Annotated in this window: 23 protein-coding genes; 13 read left to right on the forward strand and 10 right to left on the reverse strand. The window is 70.5% G+C overall.

Translation table 11 applies throughout. The features are described 5' to 3' along the window. Positions 1–6 precede the first annotated feature (6 nt). The 3 genes from JK364_RS13915 to JK364_RS13925 all read right to left on the reverse strand — a co-directional run bounded on the left by JK364_RS13915 (position 7) and on the right by JK364_RS13925 (position 1333). Positions 7–192: a DUF397 domain-containing protein gene (locus JK364_RS13915; protein ID WP_201851167.1), complete on the reverse strand. Its 186-nt coding sequence runs from the start codon at positions 190–192 to the stop codon at positions 7–9. A gap of 51 nt (positions 193–243) precedes the next feature. Further along, positions 244–432 carry a hypothetical protein gene (locus tag JK364_RS13920; protein WP_201851169.1) on the reverse strand — a complete coding sequence of 63 codons (189 nt, stop codon included), beginning with the start codon at positions 430–432 and terminating at the stop codon, positions 244–246. Between the two features lie 112 nt (positions 433–544). After that, a complete protein-coding gene (locus JK364_RS13925; RefSeq protein WP_201851171.1) occupies positions 545–1333 on the reverse strand; it encodes an SDR family NAD(P)-dependent oxidoreductase in 789 nt (262 codons plus the stop codon). Between the two features lie 133 nt (positions 1334–1466). On the opposite strand from JK364_RS13925, the gene JK364_RS13930 reads away from it, so the two are divergent. The 5 genes from JK364_RS13930 to JK364_RS13950 all read left to right on the forward strand — a co-directional run bounded on the left by JK364_RS13930 (position 1467) and on the right by JK364_RS13950 (position 6608). Further along, complete coding sequence (locus JK364_RS13930; protein WP_201851173.1) at positions 1467–2084, forward strand: TetR/AcrR family transcriptional regulator; 618 nt, start codon at positions 1467–1469, stop codon at positions 2082–2084. Positions 2085–2247: 163 nt separating this feature from the next. Continuing rightward, the gene (pip, locus tag JK364_RS13935) at positions 2248–3219 is read left to right on the forward strand and encodes a prolyl aminopeptidase (RefSeq protein ID WP_201851175.1); all 972 of its coding nucleotides are present in this window, start codon (positions 2248–2250) and stop codon (positions 3217–3219) included. A gap of 115 nt (positions 3220–3334) precedes the next feature. Then, positions 3335–3601 carry a hypothetical protein gene (locus tag JK364_RS13940; protein ID WP_201851177.1) on the forward strand — a complete coding sequence of 89 codons (267 nt, stop codon included), beginning with the start codon at positions 3335–3337 and terminating at the stop codon, positions 3599–3601. After that, positions 3594–4205 (forward strand): DUF6879 family protein, encoded by a 612-nt coding sequence (locus JK364_RS13945; protein WP_201851179.1) that lies wholly within the window; start codon positions 3594–3596, stop codon positions 4203–4205. The genes JK364_RS13940 and JK364_RS13945 overlap by 8 nt, the downstream gene beginning before the upstream one ends. 231 nt (positions 4206–4436) lie before the next feature. Next, positions 4437–6608 (forward strand): ATP-binding protein, encoded by a 2172-nt coding sequence (locus JK364_RS13950; RefSeq protein ID WP_201851467.1) that lies wholly within the window; start codon positions 4437–4439, stop codon positions 6606–6608. On the opposite strand, the gene JK364_RS13955 is transcribed toward JK364_RS13950, so the two are convergent. Together JK364_RS13955 and JK364_RS13960 are read right to left on the reverse strand one after the other, a co-directional pair. Beyond that, entirely contained in the window at positions 6605–6790 is a 186-nt protein-coding gene (locus JK364_RS13955) for a DUF397 domain-containing protein (protein WP_201851181.1), read from the reverse strand. The two genes, JK364_RS13950 and JK364_RS13955, sit on opposite strands and share 4 nt — an antisense overlap. Further along, on the reverse strand, positions 6791–7672 hold the full coding sequence (locus JK364_RS13960; protein WP_201851183.1) for a helix-turn-helix domain-containing protein: 882 nt from the start codon (positions 7670–7672) through the stop codon (positions 6791–6793). Positions 7673–7859: 187 nt separating this feature from the next. Here JK364_RS13960 and JK364_RS13965 point away from each other — a divergent pair, with 187 nt between their 5' ends. From JK364_RS13965 to JK364_RS13975, 3 genes are read left to right on the forward strand one after another with little or no spacing between them, the layout of a single operon-like run. After that, complete coding sequence (locus tag JK364_RS13965; RefSeq protein ID WP_201851185.1) at positions 7860–8297, forward strand: ATP-binding protein; 438 nt, start codon at positions 7860–7862, stop codon at positions 8295–8297. 54 nt (positions 8298–8351) lie between these two features. Next, positions 8352–8960 (forward strand): acyl-CoA-like ligand-binding transcription factor, encoded by a 609-nt coding sequence (locus tag JK364_RS13970; RefSeq protein ID WP_201851187.1) that lies wholly within the window; start codon positions 8352–8354, stop codon positions 8958–8960. A 32-nt stretch (positions 8961–8992) separates the two neighbouring features. Beyond that, positions 8993–10447 carry an FAD-dependent monooxygenase gene (locus JK364_RS13975; RefSeq protein WP_201851189.1) on the forward strand — a complete coding sequence of 485 codons (1455 nt, stop codon included), beginning with the start codon at positions 8993–8995 and terminating at the stop codon, positions 10445–10447. A gap of 535 nt (positions 10448–10982) precedes the next feature. On the opposite strand, the gene JK364_RS13980 is transcribed toward JK364_RS13975, so the two are convergent. Then, positions 10983–11768: a methyltransferase domain-containing protein gene (locus JK364_RS13980; RefSeq protein WP_201851191.1), complete on the reverse strand. Its 786-nt coding sequence runs from the start codon at positions 11766–11768 to the stop codon at positions 10983–10985. Between the two features lie 156 nt (positions 11769–11924). Between JK364_RS13980 and JK364_RS13985 the strand changes: the two genes are divergently transcribed. From JK364_RS13985 to JK364_RS13995, 3 genes are all read left to right on the forward strand, one after another. Further along, positions 11925–14057 (forward strand): bifunctional polysaccharide deacetylase/glycosyltransferase family 2 protein, encoded by a 2133-nt coding sequence (locus tag JK364_RS13985; RefSeq protein ID WP_201851193.1) that lies wholly within the window; start codon positions 11925–11927, stop codon positions 14055–14057. Between the two features lie 158 nt (positions 14058–14215). Next, positions 14216–15487, forward strand: a complete 1272-nt coding sequence (locus JK364_RS13990) for an LCP family protein (protein WP_201851195.1) — start codon at positions 14216–14218, stop codon at positions 15485–15487. A gap of 153 nt (positions 15488–15640) precedes the next feature. Beyond that, on the forward strand, positions 15641–16537 hold the full coding sequence (locus tag JK364_RS13995) for a carbohydrate ABC transporter permease (RefSeq protein WP_372461946.1): 897 nt from the start codon (positions 15641–15643) through the stop codon (positions 16535–16537). Positions 16538–16608: 71 nt separating this feature from the next. Here the strand turns inward: JK364_RS13995 and JK364_RS14000 are convergent, their stop codons facing one another. From JK364_RS14000 to JK364_RS14015, 4 genes are all read right to left on the reverse strand, one after another. Then, positions 16609–17829: a hypothetical protein gene (locus tag JK364_RS14000; protein ID WP_307841266.1), complete on the reverse strand. Its 1221-nt coding sequence runs from the start codon at positions 17827–17829 to the stop codon at positions 16609–16611. Further along, positions 17820–19205, reverse strand: a complete 1386-nt coding sequence (locus JK364_RS14005; RefSeq protein WP_201851197.1) for a hypothetical protein — start codon at positions 19203–19205, stop codon at positions 17820–17822. Before JK364_RS14005 ends, JK364_RS14000 begins: the two co-directional genes overlap by 10 nt. 111 nt (positions 19206–19316) lie before the next feature. Continuing rightward, a complete protein-coding gene (locus JK364_RS14010) occupies positions 19317–20414 on the reverse strand; it encodes an XRE family transcriptional regulator (RefSeq protein ID WP_201851199.1) in 1098 nt (365 codons plus the stop codon). A 262-nt stretch (positions 20415–20676) separates the two neighbouring features. Continuing rightward, complete coding sequence (locus JK364_RS14015; RefSeq protein ID WP_201851201.1) at positions 20677–21702, reverse strand: 6-phosphofructokinase; 1026 nt, start codon at positions 21700–21702, stop codon at positions 20677–20679. A 209-nt stretch (positions 21703–21911) separates the two neighbouring features. Here JK364_RS14015 and pta point away from each other — a divergent pair, with 209 nt between their 5' ends. Continuing rightward, positions 21912–24047, forward strand: coding sequence for a phosphate acetyltransferase (gene pta, locus JK364_RS14020; protein WP_201851203.1), 2136 nt, complete (start codon positions 21912–21914; stop codon positions 24045–24047). After that, entirely contained in the window at positions 24044–25189 is a 1146-nt protein-coding gene (locus JK364_RS14025; RefSeq protein WP_201851205.1) for an acetate kinase, read from the forward strand. The genes pta and JK364_RS14025 overlap by 4 nt, the downstream gene beginning before the upstream one ends. The last annotated feature ends 39 nt before the right edge of the window (positions 25190–25228 follow it).

Here is a 25228-nt window from a genome sequence, read left to right on the forward strand (position 1 = left end):
TCCGCGTCACATCGCGTTCTGGGTCAGAGCCCTCTGGAAGTCCGCCCAGGCGGCGGGCGCGCAGCGGAGTATCGGGCCGTCGGGGTTCTTGGAGTCGCGTATCGCCACGACGTCGGGCACGTTGGTGGCCACCTCGACACACTCTTCGTGCCCGTTGCTGTAGCTCGACTTACGGAACACCAAATCGGGCACCGTTCACCCCTCCTCTGCAAGGACAGCTTGAAAGTCCGCGGAAAGCCGCCGCTACAACCCGGACACCCGCCAGCAGTTCATCGCGCTGTCCGACATCGCGGCCTTCGCCGCCATCAGCCGTGCCACGGGCCGGGAAGTCCCGTACGTCCACATCCCCCTCGCCGCCGTACGCGCCCAGAGCGAGGAAGCGGCCCGCGGCATCCAGTCCCTCAACGACGGCATCCACCCCTCGGTCGACATCGAGCCCCTGCGCGCCCTCCACCCCGGCCTGCTCACCTTCGAGGACTGGCTGACCCACCACGGCGCGGCCCGCCTCAAGGCCCTGCTGAACACATAGCCGGCCGAACAACGTTCAGACCGTCTTGGTGGCCCCCGCGTCGACGAACCAGTTCGCGCCGATCGCGCTCGGCATGGTCGGGGAGGCCAGCAGCAGCACCGCGCGGGCGATCTCGGCGGGGTCGATCAGGGTCTCGGTGAGCAGCCCGCTCTGCTTCGGCAGGGTTGCCACCAGCGTGTCGTGGTCGATGCCCATACTGTCCGCGACTCGCGCGATGTATCCGTCCTTGCCCGTCACCAGGTTCGTGCGGGTCGATGAGGGCGACACCGCGTTGACGCGCACTCCGGAGGACGCCACGCGCTCGGCGAGCTGTCGGGTGAAGGTGTTGAGGGCTGCCTTGGCGGCGGTGTAGGGCAGCGGCTCCGGCCCCGGCCGACGGGCGCTGTCGGAACTGATGTTGACCACGGCGCCCCTGGCCTCGGTGAGCGAGGGCAGGGCAGCGCGGATGGTCCGTACCGCCGCGTCGAGGTTGAGGGCGAACCCGCCCGCCCAGACGTCGTCCCCGCCGTCGAGCGGATCACCGAACGCCTCGTCCGGCATGGCGCCGCCACCGGCGTTGTTGACCAGGACATCAAGCCTGGGATCGGCGGCCAGGACGGTCTCGACCATGCGCCGCGGGCCGTCGGCCGTGGAGAGGTCGGCGCGGACGAAAGCGGCTCCGGTGGCCTCGAGCTCGGGCGTGATGCTTCGCGCCGTCGCGGTGACCAAGGCCCCTTCCTCCTGAAACGCCCGGACGATCGCAAGGCCGATGCCCCTGCTCGCCCCGGTGACCAGGACGCGTTTGCCGACGAGCTGAAGATCCATGACGTGCTCCTGTAGGAGAGAGTTCAAGCGCCTTAAGTGAAACATCGCTGCCTCACTTCGTCAATAAACGAGTCATCGATGTCGCACTTGCTGTCGCTGAGGGTAGGGTGACCCTGACGAAGGAGGAGGCGGCATGGGCGGGAACAGCCCTTCCCGGCGGATACGGGCGGACGCCGAGCGCAGCACGGCCCGCATCCTGGAAGCAGCCGAGACCGTGCTCGCCGAGGACGCCAACGCGTCCCTGGAGCGGATCGCGGACGCCGCGGGGCTCGCCCGCGCCACCGTCCACCGCCGGTTCGCTTCCCGCACCGCGCTGCTGGACGCCCTGGCCGGGCAGCTCAGCGAGCGCTACCTGCTCGGACTGTCCGAAGCACGAGTGAAGACCGCGCCGCCCGTTATCGCGCTGCACCGTCTCACGGAGATCGTCTTCGATCTCAAGCTCAGCCACCGCTTCGCCGTCCAGCTCACCTCGGCCCTCACACCGGCCGTTCTCGACGGCCTTGACCTGCTCTTCGCTCGTCTGCGAGACGCGGGAGCGATCACCGTGGCGGACCCCGCCTGGTGTCGCCGGGTCTACCTGGCCCTTCTGCACGAGGTCCACGACCTGCCGGCGGACTCTCCGGCCCTGGCCTCCTCGGCCTCCTCCGCCACCGGAGACGAGACCGAGGCAAAGATCAGCCTGCTCGTCCGAACCGCGCTCGGCGCGCTGGGCGGCAGCCGCGACGCGACAGCTCTCGCACTCAACGGCTAGGACTCAACGAAACGGTCCCTCAACGGCTTGATGACGCCGCCCGCCCCACGGGTTCGGGCCATGCGATCAGCCGTCGGACAGCTGAGGACAAATCAAGAGACGCCGTCTCGACCATGGACTAGCCTCGCGAGGTTGTTCTTCACCCCTTCAGGAGGAGACCGCCATGGCCGAGCCGTTCCCGCCCGTCGAACCGTACGCGCACGGCCTCCTCGAGGTCGGCGACGGAAACCGGATCTACTGGGAGACCAGCGGGAATCCCCAGGGCAAGGCGGCCCTGTGCGTGCACGGCGGCCCCGGCAGCGGAGGGCGTCGCGGCGGTCGCACCATGTTCGATCCCGAGGTCTTCCGGATCGTCCTGTTCGACCAGCGTGGCTGCGGTGAAAGCCTGCCGCACGCCTCCGACCCGTCCGTCGGCCTCGACCACAACACCACCGACCGCCTCATCGCCGACATGGAGCGACTGCGCGAGCACTTGGGCATCGACCGCTGGCTCCTCTACGGCGGCTCCTGGGGCTCAACCCTGATCCTCGCCTACGCCGAGCGCTACCCCGAGCGGGTCTCCGAGATCGTCATCTCAGGCGTCACCATGACCCGGCCGGACGAGATCGACTGGCTCTACCACGGCGTCGGACGCCTGCTGCCCGGCGCCTGGGAGACATTCCGCGACGCGGTGCCGGAGGCGGAGGCGGAGCGGGATGGCGGTCTCGTCGCGGCCTACGACCGGCTGGTGAACAGCCCGGACGAGGCGGTCAGGGCCAAGGCGGCGCGGGCCTGGTGCGCTTGGGAGGACGCGGTCATCGCCCACGAGGCACTTGGAAGTCCGGGCTACTACAGCGACAAGACCGACGACGCGCTGATGGCCTTCGTCCGGATCTGCGCCCACTACTTCGCCCATGACGCGTGGCTCGAGGACGAACAACTCCTCCGCGACGCGCACCGGCTGACCGGCATCCCAGCGGTGCTGATCCATGGACGGCTCGACCTGGGCAGCCCGCTGAAGACCGCGTGGGAGCTGTCCAAGGCCTGGCCGGACGCGGAGCTGAAGGTGATCGACGACTCGGGACACACGGGCAGCCCCACGATGCGGGACGCGGTCCTGGAGGCGATTGCCCGCTTCGGCAAGGAGGGGGAGTGACCGACTCGGTCATTCGGCTCAATACAGACCTTCACGCTCCTCCCGCGCACAAGCCAGGCGGCTGTACGTTGGCTCACATACGCCCTTCGCCGAAGGGCTGAAGGGGGCGAGGGCCATGGCATGGCAGGCGGATCCGTCAGCGTTATTCGACAGGCGCCTGGGGCAGTCACCCCAAGAGCGAGACCCCGACTGCGACGACAAGAAGACCTGTCCCGACATGTGGCGACTCACCAACGGTGACGTGGCCGTCATCGGCCAAGACCTTACTGAGGTTTACCGAACGCGACTCCCGGATGGAGTCGCACTGGACACAGGGGAAAGGCTGGTCGTCATCCCCGGCATTGTGCTCGACCACGCGAAGAAGGATATTCCCGATGCTTGACATCCCGGTTCCCCCTCTCAACCCGGCAGAGGGCGATTGGCTGGAACTCGATGACTATTCGGATGACTTCGACCTGCACTACGAACAGACGCGCAACCGCGGCTCCTGGAAGCTGGAACGAAAGCAGTATTTCAAAGAGAGCAACAGCCCAAGCTGGAACGCATTCCGCCGAGGTGATCTGGCGGAGGCCCAGCGGCTTTTGAAAGACCGGGCTCCGGCGCTGCGAGAAGAGGCGGAAGAGGCCGCGTCCCGCGGCTCGGTCTTCCATCGCGTTCGCATCGTGGAGCAGCCGCTCACACTGTATGTGCAATGGGAGTTGCGTTCGCTCCGGGTACGGTCGGAGAACGGCGAGCCGGTTCGAGTCGTCCCGGCAGCGGCCGTCAGCCGTCTTGAGAGCGAGGGGCCGCTGCCGGAATTGGTGGTCCTGGGCGGGCGCGTCCTTTACCAGGTGATGTACACGGAGGAAAGTGCGCCCAAAGGCGCTGTCCGGTTCACCGATCCGGCAACTGTTCAGCAGTGGGAGGGATTCATCGCCGACCTCTTCGCCGCCGGTGAAGACATCACTTCCTATGTCGAGCGGGACGTCGTCGGCAATCGAGGCTGAGACTCTGGGGAGAGCTCCGAAGTGAATCAGGGCCAGGAGTACCCCAGCGATGGTACGCACAGTGAGCTGTCCGGATCGTCTCGCGATGTCGTGCAGGCCGGTAACGTCCATGGCGGGGTCCATTTCCACCATCAGGGTGGTGGTACGAGCCCTCCGGTACCCCGGCAACTCCCCGCAAACGTATATGGCTTTGTCAACCGCACAGACGAACTGAATCAGCTGAACGCGGTGATGGTCGCCGATGGCGGCGGCCCTCTAGTCGTTTCCGTCTATGTCATCACGGGGACCGCGGGGGCGGGCAAGACCTCGCTCGCGCTGTGCTGGGCACACCAGGTCCGCGATCGCTTCCCCGACGGCCAGCTCTACGTCAACCTGCGCGGTTACGATCCTGGCGAGCCGGTCACTGCCCAGCAGGTGTTACACGGTTTTCTTACCGCTCTCGGGGTCCGCCCCCGCGCCATTCCGCACAACCTCGATGAAGCCGCCGGACTGTACCGCTCACTGCTGGCCGGTCGCCGCATGCTCGTGGTGCTGGACAACGCGGCCACCGTCAGCCAGGTCCGCCCGCTACTGCCAGGCTCCACCGGTAGCTTGGCCGTCGTGACCAGTCGCAGCCGCTTGTCCGGGCTGGCCATACGAGATGGCGCCCGACGCATAACGTTGGGCACCCTCCCCGAGCCCGAGGCCGTGGCCCTGCTGCGAGCGGTCACCGCCGGTTATCGGCCGGAGGACGACGCGGAGAAGCTCACCGAGCTGGCCCACCTCTGCGCCTGCCTTCCGCTGGCGCTGCGGATCGCGGCCGAACGAGCCGCGACCCACCCGTACATGCGGCTGGATGACCTGATCACCGACCTGCGTGATGAATCCGCCCTGTGGGATGTGCTCAGCACGGGCGATGAGGACGAGGCCGAGGCCGTCCGCACGGTCTTCGCCTGGTCCTATCGCGCCCTGGCCCCTTCTGCCGCCCGTCTCTTCCGGCTGCTCGGCATCCACCCGGGCCCCGAGTTCAGTCTGCACGCCGCCTCCGCACTCGCCGGACTACCGGCAGGACGGGTACGACAGGCACTGGACACGTTGGTCGGCGCACATCTGCTGGAGCAGACCGCGCCGGACCGGTACGAGTTTCACGACCTGCTCCGCGCCTACGCCACCAAGCAGGCACGGGACGAGGAGCCCGCAGAGGACCGCACGGCGGCTCTACGCCGCGTTCTGGACTGGTACGTGCACACGGCCGACGCCGTTCAGAGCTGGATCGAACCAGAGGAAGACCACCTGTCGCTCGCTCCGCCGGACGAAGGGGTGCTGCCACTCAGCTTCCCCGAGTACGACCACGCGGTGGACTGGTCCGAGCGCGAACACGCGAACCTTCTCGCTGCCGTACGCGCCGCCGGGGCGGCCAGTCTGGACCGGCATGCCTGGCAGCTGTCGGCGGTTCTCTTCTACGCGCGGGCCCCCTCCACCTCGGTCAACGACTGGCTTGCCGTGGCTCCGATCGGTCTGGAGGCGGTACGCCGTCTCGGTGACCCCCCGGGCGAAGCCTGGCTGCTCGAATGCCTGGGCATGAGCTACACGAGGGGCAATGCCCTCATCAAGAGCCGGGAATGCCACGCGAGCGCACTGGCGATCCGACGTGAGGCGGGTGATCGGTACGGCGAGGCCCAGTGCCTGAATCTGCTGGGTCTGGTGCACTTGCGCCTGCGCGAGCTGGCCAATGCTGAGACGTGCTTCCATCGCGCCCGATCGGCTTTCGGTGAACTCGGCTTCCCTCACTGGGAGTCCATCGCATTGATCAATCTTGCCGATGCCTGTTACCAAGCGGGGCGGGTCGATGAGGCCGCTCACAACGCCGAGCTGGTGTACGCCACTTACCGGGCCAGAAACGACCGACCCAACATGGGCAGGGCACTCCGTCTGCTGAGCTCGATCCATCTGGGCCACGGAGAGCTCGACGCGGCACTGCGCACGGCTTCAGAGGCCGTCAACATCGCTTTGGACCTGCGGCACCATGTGCTGGAGGGCTACTGGCTCATCGCCCTGGGCAACGCGCAGCGCGCCCTCGGTGAGCATTCCGACTCACTCGTCTCCTTCCAGCGCTCGGCCTCGCTCCACCGCCGCCTCGGCGACCGCAGTCGCGAAGCCATGGCATGGCACGGAGCCGGCGAGACGTACCGAGCGATGAGCCGTCTGGACGAAGCCGCCGACTTTCATCGCCGTGCGGCGGCGGCCCACCACGCGCTGGGCGACCGCTGGCATGAGGCATTGGCCCTCGACGGCCTGGCCGCCGCTCTCGCCGAAGACGACGGCGCCCAATCCCGTCAGCATCGGGCCGAGGCCCTGCGTCTGCTCTCCGGCTACGACGACCCCAGGGCGACGGCGCTGCGCGCCCAGATCGAGCGACGTTAGGTCGACAGCTCGCAGAGGGCACCCTGGAAGTCCGCCCAGGCGGCGGGGGTGAACCGGAGTATTCGACCCTCCGGGTCCTTGGAGTCGCGTACCGCCACGGTGTTGGGCACGTTCGTGGCCACCTCCACGCATTCAAGCTGGGGGTTGCTGTAGCTCGACTTCCGGAAAACGAAGGGTGTCACTCAGAGTTCCTTGATGAGTCGCTCCAGGAACGCACGCGACTCGGGCTCGGGGAAAGCACGTTGCGCGGTCTTCTCAAAGATACTCACGTGCCGGGCGGCGCCATCACCACCCTCGATCCACACGTGTGAGTACGAGGACTCCACGTAGACCACGTCCATAGCTCCCGGTTCGGCGAACGAGAGCACGTTGAACGAGCCGCTGAGCCCCTCGACGAATCCTGCGCCGAAGGGAAGGACCTGGAGCGTGACATGGGGACGCTCGCCCCAGTCGAGGAGCGACGCCAACTGATCCCGCAGCATCTCCGGATCGAACGCCGCGATGCGCAGCGTGGCTTCGGGAATAACCGCTGAGAACGACAGCGGCGGCTGCCCTGAAAGCCTGTGCTGCCGAGCGAGCCGCGCCGCCACGAACCTCTCGGTCACCTCGGGATTCTCGTCCGGCAGCGCTGTACGCCGTAGGGCTCGGACGTAGCCAGGAGTCTGAAGCAGACCCGGAATATAGGAGACCTGCCACGCCTTGATCGCGGTAGCGGCATTCTCCAACGGCCCATACTCCTTCATGGCCCCCGGGACCTGGACATCGTTCCACCAACCCTTGGCCTTACGGCGCTCACGGTCGATGCGCGCCAACTCCAGGAGCGTGCCCACCGTCGCCGGATCGCTCGCTCCGTACAGCGTGCAGAGTGTCCGGATGTCCGGCTCGCGCATGGGCACCCAGCCGCTCTCCATCTTGGCGACCTTCCCATTGGACGCGGTGATGGCGTTCGCGGCTTGGACTTGCGTCAAACCGGCCATGTTCCGCAGCCGCAGAAGCTCCCCACCCAGCTTGCGCCCAAGAACCGTTGAGGCGCGGTTCCCCTGCTCGGATTGATCCCCTGCCACCTGACGCCCTCCCCACTTCACGCCCAGTGTGTGCCCAGACACAGTCCGCACGCAAGATCGGTTACAAATTTCCCCGAGCGGATTGCCTCGTAGGCCGAAATGAGACTACCTTCCGTGATGAACCGCTCGCACAGGGACGTCAGTTGGCGGACGGAGTCCGCCCTGCCCTGCCCACTGGAGGTACGCGATGGCATTCGCGCCCCAAGACCCCCGGATCCCGGACCCCGTCATCAACGAGGGCCGCGTCGACTACGTCCCGACACCGATAAGCGTGACCAGGGCCCGCCAGCACGCAACGCGACTCATCGCGGAATGGGGGCACCCGGCGCTCGCCGACGACACGGCGCTCATCGTGTCGGAGCTGGCCACGAACGCGCTACGGCACGGACACGTACCCGAGCGGCTCTTCCGCGTGCAGCTCACACTCACCAAGACCCGGCTGCGGATCGCCGTATCCGACCCCCGGGGCGAGCGGCTCCCCCAGCCCCGCCACCCGTCGCCCCGCGACAAGCACGGCCGCGGCCTGCTCATTGTCCGCGCCCTCGCGGACCGTTGGGGCGTCCGGGAGCGCACCGTCGGCAAGGAAATCTGGGCCGAGCTGGACCTGACCGCCCCGTCAATCTAAAACTTGCGGGCTCCGCATATTTGCGGAGTCCGCAAGTTTTGCTACGCTCGCCGCATGGGACTGCGAGAGCGGAAGAAGGCCCAGACGCATGCCGCGCTCAGCTGGGCCGCGGTGCGGCTGACCGTGGAGCGTGGGTTCGACAAGGTCAAGGTGGAGGACATCGCCGAGGCCGCCGGGGTCTCGCCGCGTACGTTCAACAACTACTTCTCGAGCAAGGCCGAGGCGATCGCGTTCCGCCACCTCGACCGCTGTCTGCGCGTCGCGGAGGCGCTGCGCGAACGGTCGGACGAGCCGCTGTGGGACGCGATCACCGACTCCGTACTGCGGCATTTCGCGTCGGACGTGGAGGCGACCGCCCATCCGCCCGTCGCCGACGCGGCGCGGTGGGCGGACGGCGTGCGGGTGATGGTCGCGGAACCCGCCCTACGGGGCGAGATGTTGCGGGCCGGGGCCGTCGCCGAGGCCGAGATCGCGGCGGCCGTCGCGGAACGGACCGGCGGCGACCTGGAGCAGGACCTGTACCCGCACCTCGTCGCTTCGGCGGTCATGGGTGCGGTCAACACCGCCATCGCCCACCATCTCCGCACCGACGCGGCCGTGCCGGTACGCCGCCTGCTCACGGATGCACTCGCCCAGATCGCGGCGGGGCTTTCCACCCCGTAAACCCTCAACCAACCTGCCCCGAAGGGGAATTCATGATCGAGGTCGTCATCGCAGGCGCGGGGCCCAACGGCCTGATGCTCGCCTGCGAACTCGCCCTGGCCGGTGTGCGCCCGGTCGTCCTGGAACGCCTCACCGAACCGACCGACACGCAGCGTGCCAACGGCCTCGTGGGCCAGGTCATCCGCATGCTCGACCGGCGCGGACTGTACGAGCGGCTGACCACGCCCGGCACCACCCCGAAACCAGCGCCCGGTTTCACCTTCGGGGCGTTCCCGCTCCACCTGAGCGACCTGCCGGACAACCCGCTCTACACCCTCCTCGTGCCGCAGCGCAGGATCGAGCGCATGCTCGCCGAGCGCGCGGCGGAGCTGGGCGTCGAGATCCGGCGCGGGCAGGAGGTCATCGGGCTGACGCAGGGCGAGAAGTCGGTGACGGTCGAGCTGCGCGAACAAGCCCCGATCGAGGCGGAGTTCCTGGTCGGCGCCGACGGCGGGCGCAGCGCGGTCCGGAAACTCGCCGGGATCGCGTTCCCCGGCGTGACGACGGACGACTCGGTGTCGCGCACCGGACATGTGGGCGTGCTCCCGGACGCGATCGGTGCCGATGGCGGCCTGACCGTGCCCGGTTTCGGCGTCATACCGCCGTACCGGCATCTGCGGACCGAGCAGGGGCTGATCGCCTGGGCGCCGTCCCCGGACGGTGACCCGAAGCTGACCACCGTGGAATGGGGGCAGCCGGCCGAGGGCGAGGCATCGCTGGACGAACTGCGGGCCAGCGCCCGCCGGGTGCTGGGCACGGACATCACCCTCTCCCCGCCGACCGGGCCGGGACCGCATCTGATGCGGCGGCTCTTCGGCGGCAACACCCGGATCGCCGACCGGTACCGCGCGGGCCGCGTCCTGCTGCTCGGCGACTCCGCCCATGTGCACTCGGCGATCGGCGGCCCGGGGCTCAACCTGGGCCTTCAGGACGCGGTGAACCTCGGCTGGAAGCTGGCCGCCGAGGTGCGCGGCCACGCGGCGGAGGGGGTGCTCGACACGTACGAGTCGGAGCGGCACCCCGCGGCCCGGCGGGTCGCCATGCACACGCAGGCGCAGGCGCTGCTGACCCGGCCGGGCGGCGATGTGACGGCGCTGCGCGCTCTGTTCGGCGAGCTGCTGGACCAGCCCACGACCCGGCAGCACATCGCGGGGCTGCTCTCCGGCGCGGACATCACCTACGCCATGGGACCGGCGACCGGTCCCCTCGTCGGCCACTGGGCGCCGGACCTCCCGGGCCTCCGCGACCTGACCCGCACCGCCCGCCCTCTCCTCCTGGACCCCACCGGCGCCCTCGACCCGGGCCCCTGGTCCGCCCACGTCGACACCGCGACCGTCCCCGGCCTGGACACCGCCCTGCTGCTCCGCCCCGACTGCTACATCGCCTGGCAGGGCACCACGAGCGACGGTCTCCACGAGGCCCTGGCCACCTGGTTCCGGGCCGCCTGAGGCCGTCGCGGCCTGCCTACGTCTCTCACGGCACGGTCACCGTTGCCGTTGCCGCGATCCGGCTGGGCGCCCACCGGCGGGCAACGCCACCCGCCCGAAAATCAGTGGAACCGCACTCCCGTGTGCCGCTACCGTGCTCCCGCCCGCACAGTCACCCTGTCAAGGACGATCCGTTGTACGCCAAGTGAGCTCCCCCAAGCGCTGATCCGTCGCGCGTCGCACCTGTGCGCCGTGCTCCCTTTCGCTGCGGTCTTCTCACTGGAACCGGTGTATCTCTGTGTCCAAGAACTGGGCGTTCGTGCCCACCTGCCTGTCCATCATTCCCCACCGACGAACCGAGCGACCTGCCTGGCAGTCGCCGTACGGTCCGCCGCGGCACCGGTCACACCGCGGCCGGTGGGCGCCCGTGCCGGGGCTGGCCGTGCCTCGGTCCGCTTCGCGGCGTGGACACCTGTGCGGCCGGTGACTGATCGCCGAGGGCTCATCCGATCCGCCGGACAAGCCCTGGCGAGGGTTGTCGCCGGCCACCGGCCGGCTACGCCTCCGCCACCACCACGTACAGCGTCGCCGAGGCGAAGAACGGGCGGTGGGCGAGGTGGTGCAGCCAGATGGTCGCCTGGTAGTCGGAGAGGTAACCGGCCTCGACGGCGCGGCGGGTGGTGCGCTCGAATCCGAAGATCCGGTCCGCCGCGCGGACGTCGCGGAAGACCTGGGTGACCGGAATGACCTCCGGCACGCGGAACCCGGCGTCGGTGGCGAGACGGGCGAGCTGGCGGCCGATGGCGGGGTTGCGGATCACCCGCTCGGTGATGTGGCGGGTGTAGGCGCGGGAGAGCGCCGGGTGGGGGTGGTCGACGGCGAGGGTGTCCCAGTCGGGCTCGCCCATCACCAGCCGTCCGCCCGGCCGCAGGACCCGGTGGAACTCGGCGAGGGCGCGGGCCGGGTCGTCCACCCACTGCAGCACCCGGTCGGTGCGGGCGCGGTCCACCGCGGCGTCGTCCAGCGGGAGAGCGTGGATATCGCCCCGCCGCAGCTCGACGCATGGATGCGCGGCGGTGCGCGGCGCCGCCGCGTCCAGCATCGCCTGGTCACGGTCGACCCCGATGACCGTACCGCCGGGGGCCACCGCCTCCGCGAGGGCCGGGAGATCGGTGCCGGGACCGCAGCCCGCGTCGAGGACGGCCAGCCCGGCCCGTAAGCCGAGGGCGTCCAGCATCCGCGCCTTGTACTCACGTCCGGTGTCGCTCGCGGCGAGCCGGGTGAGGTAGTCGGCGGACGCGGGCACGGTGGTTTCGAACACCGACGAATCGGGAGAGCTCATGCGCGGCAGTCAAGCAGAGTCGAGCCGCGCAGGCGGGCCTTCCGCGGGTTCACTACGCGATGCGGCCACCCGGCGGGGAGCGTCCCGGGAATTCTTATCCATTCCCGCTGCTTCACCGGACCCGTTCCCGGCCCGGCAACTACGGTGCGACCAACCATGTTTGAGGGCAACCGGTCGAAAAAACGCCAGGAACCAAACCACCTGTCCCGGGGAGGTCGGCACAAGCGGTCCCGTGACCCCCGCGCGCACTGGCTGCTCCTTCTGCTCGTCCTTCCGGCCATGTTCGGCCTGCTGATGTTCCAGGGCTGGACCAACCACGAGGTCGACGCGGCGAAGGCGCGGCGGCCGTGCGTCAGCCCGGTGCCCCGGGCGCTGGCCGACGGCGGGCCGGTGGTGCAGATCAACGGGGGCCGGGTGCGGACCGTGGGGATGCCCGCCGGGACGGTGGCGCTGACCTACGACGGCGGTCCTGACCCGGTCCAGACGCCTCGGCTGCTGGACCTGCTGCGCCGGTACGACGCGCGGGCCACGTTCTTCGTCTCCGGTGCCAAGGCGGCCCGGTACCCCGACCTCGTACGCCGGATCCGCGCCGAGGGCCATGAGATCGGCTCGAACACCTACACCGGCGCCGACATGGGCACGGCGTCCGCCAGTCGCTCCTCGATGGAGCTGTCCCTGACCGAGTCGGCGCTGGCGGGCTCGGTGGGGGTTCAGCCGAGGCTGCTGCGGCTGCCGCTGACCACCGATGTGGACACGCTGTGCGGTGACGAGTGGCAGGCGGCGCGGCGCGTGGCGGCGGAGGGCTATGCGCTGGTGGCCGCCGACCGGTCGGGCACGAAGCCCTCGCAGGGGATGGTCCGGCAGTTCAGCCAGACGGACACCGCGTACCAGGAGACGGAGAAGCTGCTCAAGGACCCGCGCGCCAAGAAGTTCACCACCGTGACCGGCGGGCTCGGCGTGCCCCCGGTCGAGGTCCCGGTCTCCGGCCTGGAGCGCTGGGAGGGCAAGGCGCTGATCTGGGTCGCGGCCATCGGCCGGGGCTTTGTGTCCACCATGGCGTGGGTGCTGGGGATCGCGGGGGCGCTGGGGGTGCTGCGGCTGCTGATGCTCGTGCTGTTCGCCCGTACCCATGTCCGGCGGCTCACCCGCTTCCGGCCGGGCGCGCCCTGGCTGCGGGAGGTGAACGAGCCGGTGACGGTGCTCATCCCCGCGTACAACGAGGAGGCGGGCATCGAGGCCACCATCCGCTCGCTGCTCGCCTCCACCCACCAGCGGCTGCAGATCGTCGTGATCGACGACGGCTCGACGGACCGTACGGCCGATATCGCCGCGAGCGTCAAGGACCGCCGGGTGCTGGTGGTCCGCCAGCCCAACGCGGGCAAGGCGGCCGCCCTCAACACCGGTCTGGCGCACACCAAGCACGACATCGTGGTGATGGTCGACGCCGACACCGTCTTCGAACCGGACGCCATCCACCAGCTCATCCAGCCGCTCGCCCACCCGGCCATCGGCGCGGTCAGCGGCAACACCAAGGTGGGCAACCGGCGCAGTCTGCTGGGCAGGTGGCAGCACCTGGAGTACGTCTTCGGGTTCAACCTCGACCGGCGGATGTTCGAGGTGCTGGAGTGCATGCCGACCGTGCCCGGCGCCATCGGGGCCTTCCGGCGGGACGCGGTGATGGGCGTCGGCGGGGTCAGCGAGGACACCCTCGCGGAGGACACCGACCTCACCATGGCGCTGTGGCGGGCGGGCTGGCGGGTGGTGTACGAGGAGACCGCCGTCGCCTGGACCGAGGTGCCCACCTCGCTGCGCCAGCTGTGGCGGCAGCGGTACCGCTGGGGCTACGGCACGCTCCAGGCCATGTGGAAGCACCGCCGGGCGGTGGTCTCGCTGGGCTCGGTGGGGCGCTTCGGCCGCCGGGGGCTCAGCTATCTCACGCTCTTCCAGGTGCTGCTGCCGCTGCTGGCGCCCGTGATCGACCTCTTCGCTCTGTACGGGGCGCTCTTCCTCGACCCGGCGGAGGCGGCCGGGGTGTGGTTCGGCTATCTCACCATCCAGATGGTCTGCGCGGGATACGCGCTGCGGCTGGACGGGGAGCGGATGCGGGCGCTGTGGTCGCTGCCGTTCCAGCTCTTCGTCTACCGGCAGCTGATGTATCTGGTGGTCATCCAGTCCGTGGTCGCCCTCCTGCTCGGGACGCGGCTGCGGTGGCACCGCATCCAGCGCTCCGGGACGGCCGCCCAGGCGCTCGGCGAGGCACCCGCGCACCGGAGCCTGACACCGAGGTGACGTACGGCGGGTGACGTACGGCGGGGTGACGTACGGCGGGGTGACGTACGTCGCGGTGAACGTACGGCGACCGGGTCCGCGTTCAACGCGGCGCCGAAGTTGTCATACCTCTATGAATGGACGGCGGGCGTCTCCGGCCGCTCGGCAGACTGCCGTCCATGAGCGATCGGTTGGACGGATGGGCCGCCGGGGACCCGCCGTCGGCGCGGGCCTGGGAGATCTCCACGGCGGACACGCAGAGCATCCCCGTGCAGGGGGCCCAGGGCATGCCCCCAACAGGACCTCAAGGGGGCCCCGCGCCCCATGGCGTCCACGCACCCCACGGCGTGCCCACCAAACCGGCCCCCTACCGGACGGGCGACGAGACCAGCACCCTCGAGCCCGTACCCCCACCCGTGCCCACCCCCACCGTCCGGCGCCGCGCCCCCAAGGAGCCGCTCAGCAGGCGCCGTCGGCTCGTCCGGCTGGGCATCGTGACGGTCTCCGCGCTGCTCCTCGCCTCCGGCAGCGCCTACGTCTGGGCCGACACCCAGCTCAACCGCGAGGTCGACCTCGGCAGGGCCCCGGACCGCCCCCCGCCCGGAAAGGGCACCAACTACCTCATCGTGGGCTCCGACAGCCGGGAGGGGCTCTCGGAGGAGGCCAGGAAGAGCCTGCGCACCGGCTCGGCCGAGGGCCGCCGCACCGACTCGATGATGGTGCTGCACACCGGCTCCAACGGCACGACGATGATGAGCCTGCCGCGCGACTCCTGGGTGAACATCCCCGGTTTCGTGCGCCCCGAGACCGGCAGGCGCTACAACCCGTCCCAGAACAAGCTGAACGCCGCCTATTCGATGGGCGGCCCCGATCTGCTCGTCTCGACCATCGAGCGCAACACCGGGCTGCGCATCGACCACTACGCGGAGATCGGCTTCTCCGGGTTCGTGGACGTCGTGGACGCGGTCGGCGGGGTGCGGATGTGCGTGGACCGGGACATCAAGGACCCCAAGTCCGGGCTGGACCTGAAGAAGGGCTGCCACACCCTCGACGGCGCCAAGGCGCTCGCGTTCGTCCGCCAGCGCAAGCAGGAGGCCAAGGGCGACCTGGGCCGCACCCAGAACCAGCAGAAGTTCCTGGCCGCGCTCGCCGGCAAGGCCGCCACACCGGGCGTCCTGGCCAACCCGTTCGCGGCCTTCCCGACCGTGCGCGCGGGCCTGGACACGCTGATCGTGGACAAGGACATGGGCCTGCCCACCCTGATGTCCCTGTTCGAGGCGGTGAAGGGCGTCACCTCGGGCAACGGCAAGCAGCTCAACGTCCCGGTGTCCAACACCAACCTCCGGACCTCCAAGGGCAGCGCGGTGCAGTGGAACGAGACGCAGGCGCGGCGCCTCTTCGACCAGCTGCGGAACGACCAGCCGGTGACCGTCGCCCCACCGACACCGTAAGGAGACGCCGTAGGGAGACGCCGTAAGGAGACGCCGTAAGGAGACGCCGTAAGGAGCGAACCGCGCACGCGTCTTCCCCAACGCGAGTGGCAACCGGTTACATATAACGGACGCTGATCGACTGCGCTCGCAAGCGCGCGAGGAGGTCCGAGGTTGTCCGCGCTCTCCGCCCGCACCGCCCGCCCCTGGCCCCGCTCCGCCAAGAGCCGTACCGGCGGCCCCCGCTGGTCCCCGCGGCTGCGCCGCCGGCTGGCCGCCGACGCCGCGCTGCTGCTCGTCGCCGCCGCGTTCCTGCTCCCGCTCGCCTGGCTGGTCCTGGCCTCGATCGACAACGATGCCACCCTGCGGGTCTCGGCGCCCGGCTCGCCCACGATGGACAACTTCTCGGCGGTGTGGACGGACGAGATCACCTTCACGCCGATGCTCAACAGCCTGCTCCTGTGCGGCGGCGCCACCGTCCTGACCGTCGCCTGCGCGGCCCTCGCCGCCTACCCGCTCTCCCGCTTCCGCTCCCGCGTCGTGCGCCCGTACCTGCTGACGGTGCTCTTCACCACCTGTCTGCCGATCACCGCGATCATGGTTCCGGTCTACGGACTCTTCGTCCAGGTGGACCTCATCGACACCATGTCCGGCACGGCCCTCTTCCTCGCCGCCTCCCAACTCCCGTTCGCCATCTGGCTGATGAAGAACTTCATGGACGGCGTGCCGGTGATCCTGGAGGAGGCGGCGTGGACCGACGGGGCGTCCTGGCTGCAGAGCCTGATCCGGGTGATCCTGCCGCTGATGGGGCCGGGCATCACGGTCGTGATGATCTACAGCTTCATCATGATGTGGGGCAACTTCTTCGTCCCCTTCATGCTGCTGCTCTCCCCCGAACAACTCCCCGCGTCCGTCTCGATCTTCACCTTCTTCGGCAACTACGGCCAGGTGGTCTACGGCCAGCTGGCCGCCTTCTCGATCCTCTACTCCACACCCGTGCTCCTGCTCTACATCCTGATCTCCCGCCGTCTGGGCGGCGGCTTCGCCCTGGGCGGCGCCGTCAAGGGATGACGGCGCCGCCGCGACGGTGTGCCCGGCGCAGGCGGCACGGTCCGCCGGACATCCCCGGTTCGGCCAGTGGTTCAGCCCTTGGGCAGGCTCGGCGCCGCGCAGCCGTGGTGGGTGGCCGAGGCGGTGGCGAAGGCCGCCAGGGCGGCGCGTTCGTAGGCGAGGTCGGGGCGGCGGCGGGTCTCGCCGTCGGCGGCGTCGGCGCGGATGAGGTAGAGGGCGGACTCGGCGCCGCGCGGGCAGGTGGCACCGGCCCAGTAGGCGCTCCGGCCGAGCCGCCCGGCGGGCTTCTCGGCGGGGGTCACGTTCTCGTAGTCGTAGTCCCGGGTGTACTGGGAGCGGGCGTCCTCCGCGTACGGGCCGTAGTACGCCTCCAGCCGGTACAGCGGTGAGCCGTCCCGGGTGCCGAGGACGCAGCTCTCGCGCGGTGCGCGGTCGCGGGCGGTCTCGCGGGCGGTCGAGACGGCGGAGCGCGAGGCGGTGGGGACGGCCGCGCAGGTGCCCTTGGCGCCGAGCAGCGGTTCGTACTCGTCCTCGTTCACCGGCAGGCCGACGCTGCGGACCGGCTTGCCCAGGCGCGCGCCGCAGCCCCAGTGGTCGTTCGCCGCCTCGGCGGTCGCGGTGGCGGTGCGGACGAAGTCGGGGCGGACGGCGGGGTCGTCGAGGGTCGCGGCGCCGCGCAGCGCGGTCTCGACGGTGATCAGCAGACTGTCGCCGCGCCGGGCGCAGTCGAGCAGCACGGCGGTGGTGGCCGTGCCGTCCTCGGCGTCGTCCAGCCGTGCGGTGTCGGTGGCGAACAGGCCGGACCAGCCGTGGCCGAGGGGGACGGGGAGCGTTCGGCGGGCGGGTACGGCGGTGTAGAGGTCGTCGTACCCGTACTCGGCGCGGGGGCGGGGCGAGCCCGCGATGGAGACGGCGATGTGGCCGGTGTCCTCGGCGGTGATCCGGCAGTGGACGGAGAGGGAGTTGGCCCGCTTGGCGCTGCTTTTGTCGCTCTCGCCGCTCTTGGCGCTCTCGCCGCTCTCGCCGCTCTTGGCGGCGCTGTCGGCCTTCTTGCCGAAGGAGCCCTCGGTGCGGTTCGTGACGTCCAGTTCGGTGTCGTCGCCGAGCACCGAGCGGACCTCGCCCACCGGAAGCACCCCGTCGCAGGCCCCCTCCAGCGCCCGGTCCTCGCTGCCCGCGAACCAGACGAACGCCCCGGTGAGGGCGGCCAGCGCCACCGCGACGGCCACCAGGGCGCGGATCCGGCGGCGGGTGAGTGCGGGTCGGGTCAGTGCGGGTCGGGTCAGTGCCACTGCTCGACCTCCCCGAGCACCTTGGTGTCGCGGCACTTCGCGGACGCGGGCCAGCCGTCGTCGGCGTCGAGATAGCGGTCCAGGACCGTACGCGCGGCGGTGGAGAGCCTGGCGCGGTCCTTGCCGCCGATGACGGCCGTCTCGCCGTCCTCGAGCCGGATCTCGGGGAGCACGGCGACCCGGTGGTAGGTGGTGCGGCCGCCGCACACCGACTGGGCCCACAGGGCGAGTTGGGGCCGTCCGGCGTAGGAGGAGACGCGGTCCTCCTGCCGGGTGTCAGCGCCCGCGTCCGCCTCGGAGTCCGTCTCGGAACCGGCCTCGGAACCGGCCTCGGAGGGGCGCTTGTCGTCCTCCGCCCCCCACCCGGGCACATGGCCCTCGCGTTCGTAGGAGTCGTACGCCGACCGGCCGAGGATCCCCGACCAGCTGGCCGCCTCGACCTCGGTGACCCGCCACTGCTTCGGGCGCGGGCGCTCACCGGCGTTCTTCTCCGCGTCCCACTCCCCGGCACACGCGCTCAGGCCGGTGGACTCCTGGAGATCGCCGAGGGTGGTCCAGGAACCGGAGGCGACACCGGGGAGCGAGGAGCCGTCGATCCACTCGCATTTGCGCAGGCCCTGGCCGGGCGCGCCATGGGTCTCGTCCGTGTCCAGCACGGCGGTGGGCGTCGTGAGCGGGCCGGAGCCACAGTGCTGGGCCTTGGTGAGGGCGTTGGCCACGTGTACGGCGGTACGGAAGCCGAGGAGCGCGGTGGCGCGGTCCGGCTTGCCGTTGCCCGCCGTCGCCTCATCGGCCCCGTCGGCCTCACCGGGCTCGTCCGCCGAGTCGGTCCCGTCCGTCCCGTCGGCCCCCTCCGTCCCGTCCGTCACCCGGGCCGTCACATACAGATCGGTCGTGGGCCGGACCCGGCCGCCGAGCCCGCCCAGGCAGTCGGCCACCAGCCAGGCGCCCCGCTTCCCGTACTGGCCGGTGGTGCCCGGCGCCACGAACGTGCCACGGCCACCGGCCGGTTCGAGGAGGTCCCGGGTCTCGACGGCCTCGGGCACATCGGAGACCAGCGCCTCGGCGTGGACCCTGACCCCGAATCCGTCGCCCCACGACAGGGAGCAGTCCAGCAACGAGCGACTCTCCTGGCCGGGGGCGAGCATCGTGCCGTGCTCTCTGAGCTCGCCCGGCCGCTCGTCACGCACCAGCCGTTCGAGGTCCCCGTACGGCAGGGTGCCGTCGCACGCCTTCCTCAACTGGGCCCGGTTGGCGGCGAGATGGCCGCCGCCGCTGTCCCGGGTCACGAGGACGGCCCCCGCGATCCCCACGACCGCCATCAGTACGACAAGGGGCGTGCGGCGCTGCCACACACGGCCCCATAAACCACGCATCCCGCCCTTAACTCCTTACATCCCCTGACCAGTTCCCCCTTGATCAGGCGGGGACAGTATCAGAGGGCCGGGACCACGGCGGCGGCGCGGGCTACCCCTTCGCCCCGACGACTACCCCTTCGCCCCTGACGGCCGCCCCTTCGCCCCGGAGCCCACCGGGTCGAAGCGGAAGACCTGCCCCGGGGCGTCGGACCGGCACGGCAGCTGGACCACATGGGCCCAGCGCCGGGTGGTGCCGCCGGGCAGCGCCAGACACTGGCCGGTGTGCGCGGGCCGCAGCCGGAACCCCTCGGCGGGCCGGTCCACGGCCTCCAGCCGGAACTCCTCGCCCGCTCCGCGGCTCTCACAGTAGTCGTCGCCCAGCCAGGCGCCCTCGGCCTTGCTCTGGCCCATGATCCCGGAGCAGCCGGGGCCGTGCTCGGGGTGCAGGGTGGCGATCTGCCACAGCCCGTCGTCCAGGCGCTTGAGCGAGAACGAGGGGAAGACCTCCGCGCACGGCACCTGATAGACCCAGGAGGTCTTGTCCGTCCGGCGTTCGGACAGACACAGCGAGGAGTGGACGGCCCGGATCCGGTACTTCCCGGGCGCGGGCGTGGGCGCCGAGTCGTCCGGGGAGACCGCCACGGACCCGCCCTTGTCGTCCCGTCCGCCGCGCCCTTCGCCCCCGCCCTCGTCGTCGTGCGCCCGCCAGACGAGCACGGCGGCGACGGCGGCCACGACGACCGTCAGCCCGAGCGCGGCGCTCAGCATCGGCATCCGTAGGCGCCGGGCGCCCGCATCGGGCGTACGGGAGGAGGAGAGGCCGGTCGGCGGTGCGGGCTCACCACGCCCACCACGCCCACCACGCTCGACGGGCTCGATGGGCTCGATGGGCTCGATGGGCTCGGCCAGCTCGACCGGCTCGATCTCGGTGACGCCGGCGGCGCGGGCCGCGAGGTCCTTGCGGACGGCCAGCCATACGGTGAGCTCCGCGGGCCCCACCCCACAGGCCCGTACGAAGGCCGCGACCAGTTCCTCGCGGGGCAGCGTGGCGCGCCCGAGCATATTGGCGACCGTGCTGCGCGGCAGTACGTCCCCGACCGCGTCGGCCCGCGTGGTCAGCTCCCGGTAGGTCAGCCGGGACCAGTCCTTGAGCGCCTGCAGCGCGGCGATGAACTCCCCCGGGCTCCGCGCCCCCTGTGGATCCGGTGCTCTGTCCGCGTCGGCCATCTGTGGTTGTCTCCCCCGCCGTTGTGTCCCGGCCCTGTCCGGGACTGCTCCGGAACATGTCCCGGACAGGGGACAGCCTTGTTCACTCCGGCCGTTCGTTCAAGGCTGAACCTCGCCAACAGCGCACGGCCGCGGCGGTCTTGATCTTCCACGGGGGGATGATCAAGACCGCCGCGACCGATCAAGACGAGAGGCGAGGACGAGAGACGAAGACGAGAAGAAGTCGAGAGACGGGAAAGGGAGAGCCGGAGGCCGTGGCGGGTCAGAAGACCGACTCGGCCTCGTCCATCCGGTCCACCGGCACGGTCTTGAGCTCGGTGACCGCGTTGGCGATCGGCACCATCGCGATGTCCGTGCCGCGCAGCGCGGTCATCATGCCGAAGTCGCCCCGGTGCGCCGCCTCGACGGCGTGCCAGCCGAAGCGGGTGGCCAGTACGCGGTCGTACGCGGTGGGCGTGCCGCCACGCTGCACATGCCCCAGGATGACCGGACGGGCCTCCTTGCCCAGGCGCCGCTCCAGCTCGGCCGCGAGGCGGTTGCCGATCCCGGTGAACCGCTCATGGCCGTACTGGTCGATCTCGCCCTTCTGGTACTCCATGGAGCCCTCGGCCGGGTGCGCGCCCTCGGCGACGCAGATGACGGCGAACTTCTTGCCGCGGGCGAACCGCTCCTCGACCATCTTCACCAGCCCGTCGATCTCGAAGGGCCGCTCCGGCAGGCAGATGCCGTGGGCGCCGCCGGCCATCCCGGACTCCAGCGCGATCCAGCCCGCGTGGCGCCCCATGACCTCGACGACCATCACCCGCTGATGGGATTCGGCGGTGGTCTTCAGCCGGTCCATGGCCTCGGTGGCGACGCCGACGGCCGTGTCGAAGCCGAAGGTGCGGTCGGTGGAAGAGATGTCGTTGTCGATCGTCTTGGGGACGCCGACGATCGGCAGCCCGGCGTCGGAGAGCATCCGCGCCGCGGTGAGGGTGCCTTCGCCGCCGATCGGGATCAGCACATCTATCCCGTAGTCGCGGGCGTGGTCCTTCGAGGTCTCGCACGCCTCGCGCAGCCGGGCGCGCTCCAGGCGGGAGGAACCGAGGATGGTGCCGCCGCGGGCGAGGATGCCGCTGACGGCGTCGAGGTCGAGCTTGCGGTGACGGCCGTCGAGGAGCCCCTTGAAACCGTCCTCGAATCCGATCACCTCGTCTCCGTGGCCGGCGACCGCGCGGTGCACCACCGACCGGATCACAGCGTTGAGACCGGGGCAGTCGCCGCCTGCGGTGAGAACTCCGATGCGCATCGTGCTGTGTCTCCTGCTCCCTACGGGTAGATGTGAGCCAGTCCGATTGTTTCATGGGCGGGGTGGTGCTGTATCCCCCGCGCGACAAGCGCCTTAATCACGGTCGCAGGTATTGTCAAGAGGACTGGGCCGGTCAATGTGACCAATTTGTGTCCGATGGGCGCACATAACGAAAACACCGACGAACGCCAGAGGAACGGAGAGCACGCGTGACACGCAGCGTGTACGTGACCGGAGTCGAGCGTGGCGACGGACGCCAGGTCGTGGAGCTGGGGGTCATGGAGCTCCTGACCCGCCATGTCGACCGGGTCGGGGTCTTCCGCCCGCTGGTGCACGACGACCCCGACCGCCTCTTCGACCTGCTGCGGGCGCGCTACCGGCTCGGCCAGTCGCCGGAGTCCGTCTTCGGCATGCGTTACGAGGACGCGGCCACGCTCCAGGCCGAGCGGGGCACCGACGAGCTGGTCTCGCAGCTGGTCGGCCGCTTCCACGAGGTGGCCGACGCGTATGACTACGTCCTGGTGCTGGGCAGCGACTACGCGGCCACCAGCCTCCCCGACGAGCTGGGGCTGAACGCACGGCTGGCCAATGAGTTCGGCGCCTCGGTGATCACGGTGGTCGGCGGGCAGCGGCAGACCGCCGAGTCGGCCGGCGCCGAGGCCCACAACGCCTACCGCGCCTACGAGGGGCGGGGCTGCGACGTGGTCGCGGTGGTCGTCAACCGGGTGGCCCCCGGGGACCGCGCGGCCATCGCCGACCGGCTGGCCGCCAAGCTGCCGGTCCCCAGCTATGTGCTGCCCGAGGACGGGTCGCTGTCGGCGCCCACCGTCTCCCAGATCGTCCGCACCCTGGGCGCCGAGGTGCTGCTCGGCGATCACACCGGGCTCTCCCGGGATGTGCGGGACTTCGTCTTCGGCGGCGCGATGCTGCCGAGCTTCCTGCCCGCGCTGACCGAGGGCTGCCTGGTGGTGACGCCCGGGGACCGCGCCGACCTGATCGTCGGCGCGCTCGCCGCGCACAGCGCGGGCGCCCCGCCGATCGCCGGGGTGCTGCTCACCCTGGACGAGCGGCCGGGTCCCGACATCCTGGCGCTGGCCTCGCGGCTGGCCCCGGGGACGCCGGTGGTTTCGGTGGCGGGCGGGTCCTTCCCGACGGCGGCCGAGCTGTTCGCCATCGAGGGCAAGCTCACGGCGAGCGCGCCGCGCAAGGCGGAGACCGCGCTGGGCCTCTTCGAGCGGCATGTGGACACCGCGGCGCTGACCGAGCGCATCTCGGTGGGCCGCTCCGGCCGGGTCACCCCGATGATGTTCGAGCGCGAGCTGATCGAGCGGTCCCGGTCGAACCGCCGCCGGGTGGTACTGCCCGAGGGCGCGGAGGAGCGGGTGCTGCGCGCCGCCGACGTACTGCTCCGCCGCGATGTGTGCGATCTCACACTGCTGGGCGAGGAGGAGCCGATCCGCAAGCGCGCCGCCGAGCTCGGCATCCAGCTCGCCGAGGCGCAGATCATCGATCCGCAGACCTCCCCGCTGCGGGAGCGCTTCGCGGAGGGCTACGCGAAGCTGCGCGCCCACAAGGGCGTCTCCTACGAGCTGGCGTACGACGTGGTGGCCGACGTGTCGTACTTCGGCACCCTGATGGTCCAGGAGGGGCTGGCCGACGGCATGGTCTCCGGCGCGGTGCACTCCACCGCCGCCACCATCCGGCCCGCCTTCGAGATCATCAAGACCGCCCCGGGCGCCCAGATCGTCTCCTCGGTCTTCTTCATGTGCCTGGCCGACCGGGTGCTGGTGTACGGCGACTGCGCGGTCAACCCCGACCCGGGCGCCGAGCAGCTCGCGGACATCGCCATCCAGTCGGCGACGACGGCCGCCCAGTTCGGGGTGGAGCCGAGGATCGCGATGCTGTCGTACTCCACCGGCACCTCGGGCTCCGGCGCGGACGTGGACAAGGTCCGCAAGGCGACCGAGCTGGTCCGCGAGCGGCGCCCGGATCTGCTGGTCGAGGGCCCGATCCAGTACGACGCGGCGGTGGACGCCGCGGTGGCGGCGACCAAGCTGCCCGGGTCCGAGGTGGCGGGCAAGGCCACCGTGCTGATCTTCCCGGACCTGAACACCGGCAACAACACCTACAAGGCCGTGCAGCGCTCGGCGGGCGCCGTCGCGGTCGGCCCGGTGCTCCAGGGCCTGCGCAAGCCGGTGAACGACCTGTCCCGCGGGGCACTCGTGCAGGACATCGTCAACACCGTCTCGATCACCGCCATCCAGGCCCAGTCCCCGGCGACCGCCACCTCCCCGACGTCCCCGGCCTCCCCGACGTCCCCGACACAGAAGGCGCACTCCGCGTGAACGGCTCCCGAGTCCTCGTCCTCAACTCCGGCTCCTCGTCCGTGAAGTACCAGCTGCTGGACATGGCCGACGGCTCCCGTCCGGCCTCCGGCATCGTGGAGCGCATCGGCGAGGGCCCCGTCGCCGACCACGCGGCGGCCCTCAAGCAGGTGGCCGACGAGCTGGCCGCCAAGGACCTGGGCCTCGACTCGCCCGAGCTGGCGGCGGTCGGCCACCGGGTGGTGCACGGCGGCACCCGGTTCACCGAGCCGACCCTGATCACCGACGAGGTGGTCGAGGAGATCGAGAAGCTGATCCCGCTGGCCCCGCTGCACAACCCGGCCAATGTCACCGGGATCAAGGTGGCCCGCTCGCTGCGCCCGGACCTGCCGCAGGTAGCGGTCTTCGACACCGCGTTCCACTCGACCATCCCGGAGGCGGCGGCGCGCTACGCGATCGACGTGGCGACCGCCGACCGCTGGGGGGTGCGGCGCTACGGCTTCCACGGCACCTCGCACGCGTATGTCTCCCGGGCCACCGCGGAGCTGCTGGGCAAGGAGCCCGCGGAGCTCAACACGATCGTGCTGCACCTGGGCAACGGGGCCAGCGCCTCGGCGGTGCGCGGCGGTGTGTGCGTGGAGACCTCGATGGGGCTGACGCCGTTGGAGGGCCTGGTGATGGGTACCCGTTCCGGGGACATCGACCCGGCGGCGATCTTCCATCTGTCCCGGGTGGGCGGCATGTCGACCGATGAGATCGACACGCTGCTCAACAAGCGCAGCGGGCTGGCCGGGCTGTGCGGGGACAACGACATGCGCGAGATCGGCCGCCGGATGGGCGAGGGCGACCGGGCCGCCCAGCTCGCCTTCGACATCTACATCCACCGACTGCGGAAGTATGTGGGCGCGTACACCGCGGTGCTCGGACGGGTGGACGCCATCGCGTTCACCGCCGGTGTGGGGGAGAACTCCGCGGCGGTGCGGGAGGCGGCGATGCGCGGCCTCACCGCGTTCGGCATCGAGGTGGACGGCGTCCGCAACGCGCTGCGCTCCGCCACGGCGCGGCTGATCTCCACGGAGACCAGCCGGGTCGCGGTGGCCGTGGTGCCCACCGATGAGGAGCTGGAGATCGCCAGCCAGACGTTCGACCTGGTCAGCGCCTAGGCTGCGGTTCCGCTCCGCTGTGCCCTTGATTGAAATATT

This window comes from Streptomyces endocoffeicus (assembly GCF_016741935.1).
Classification (GTDB): Bacteria; Actinomycetota; Actinomycetes; order Streptomycetales; family Streptomycetaceae; genus Streptomyces; species Streptomyces endocoffeicus.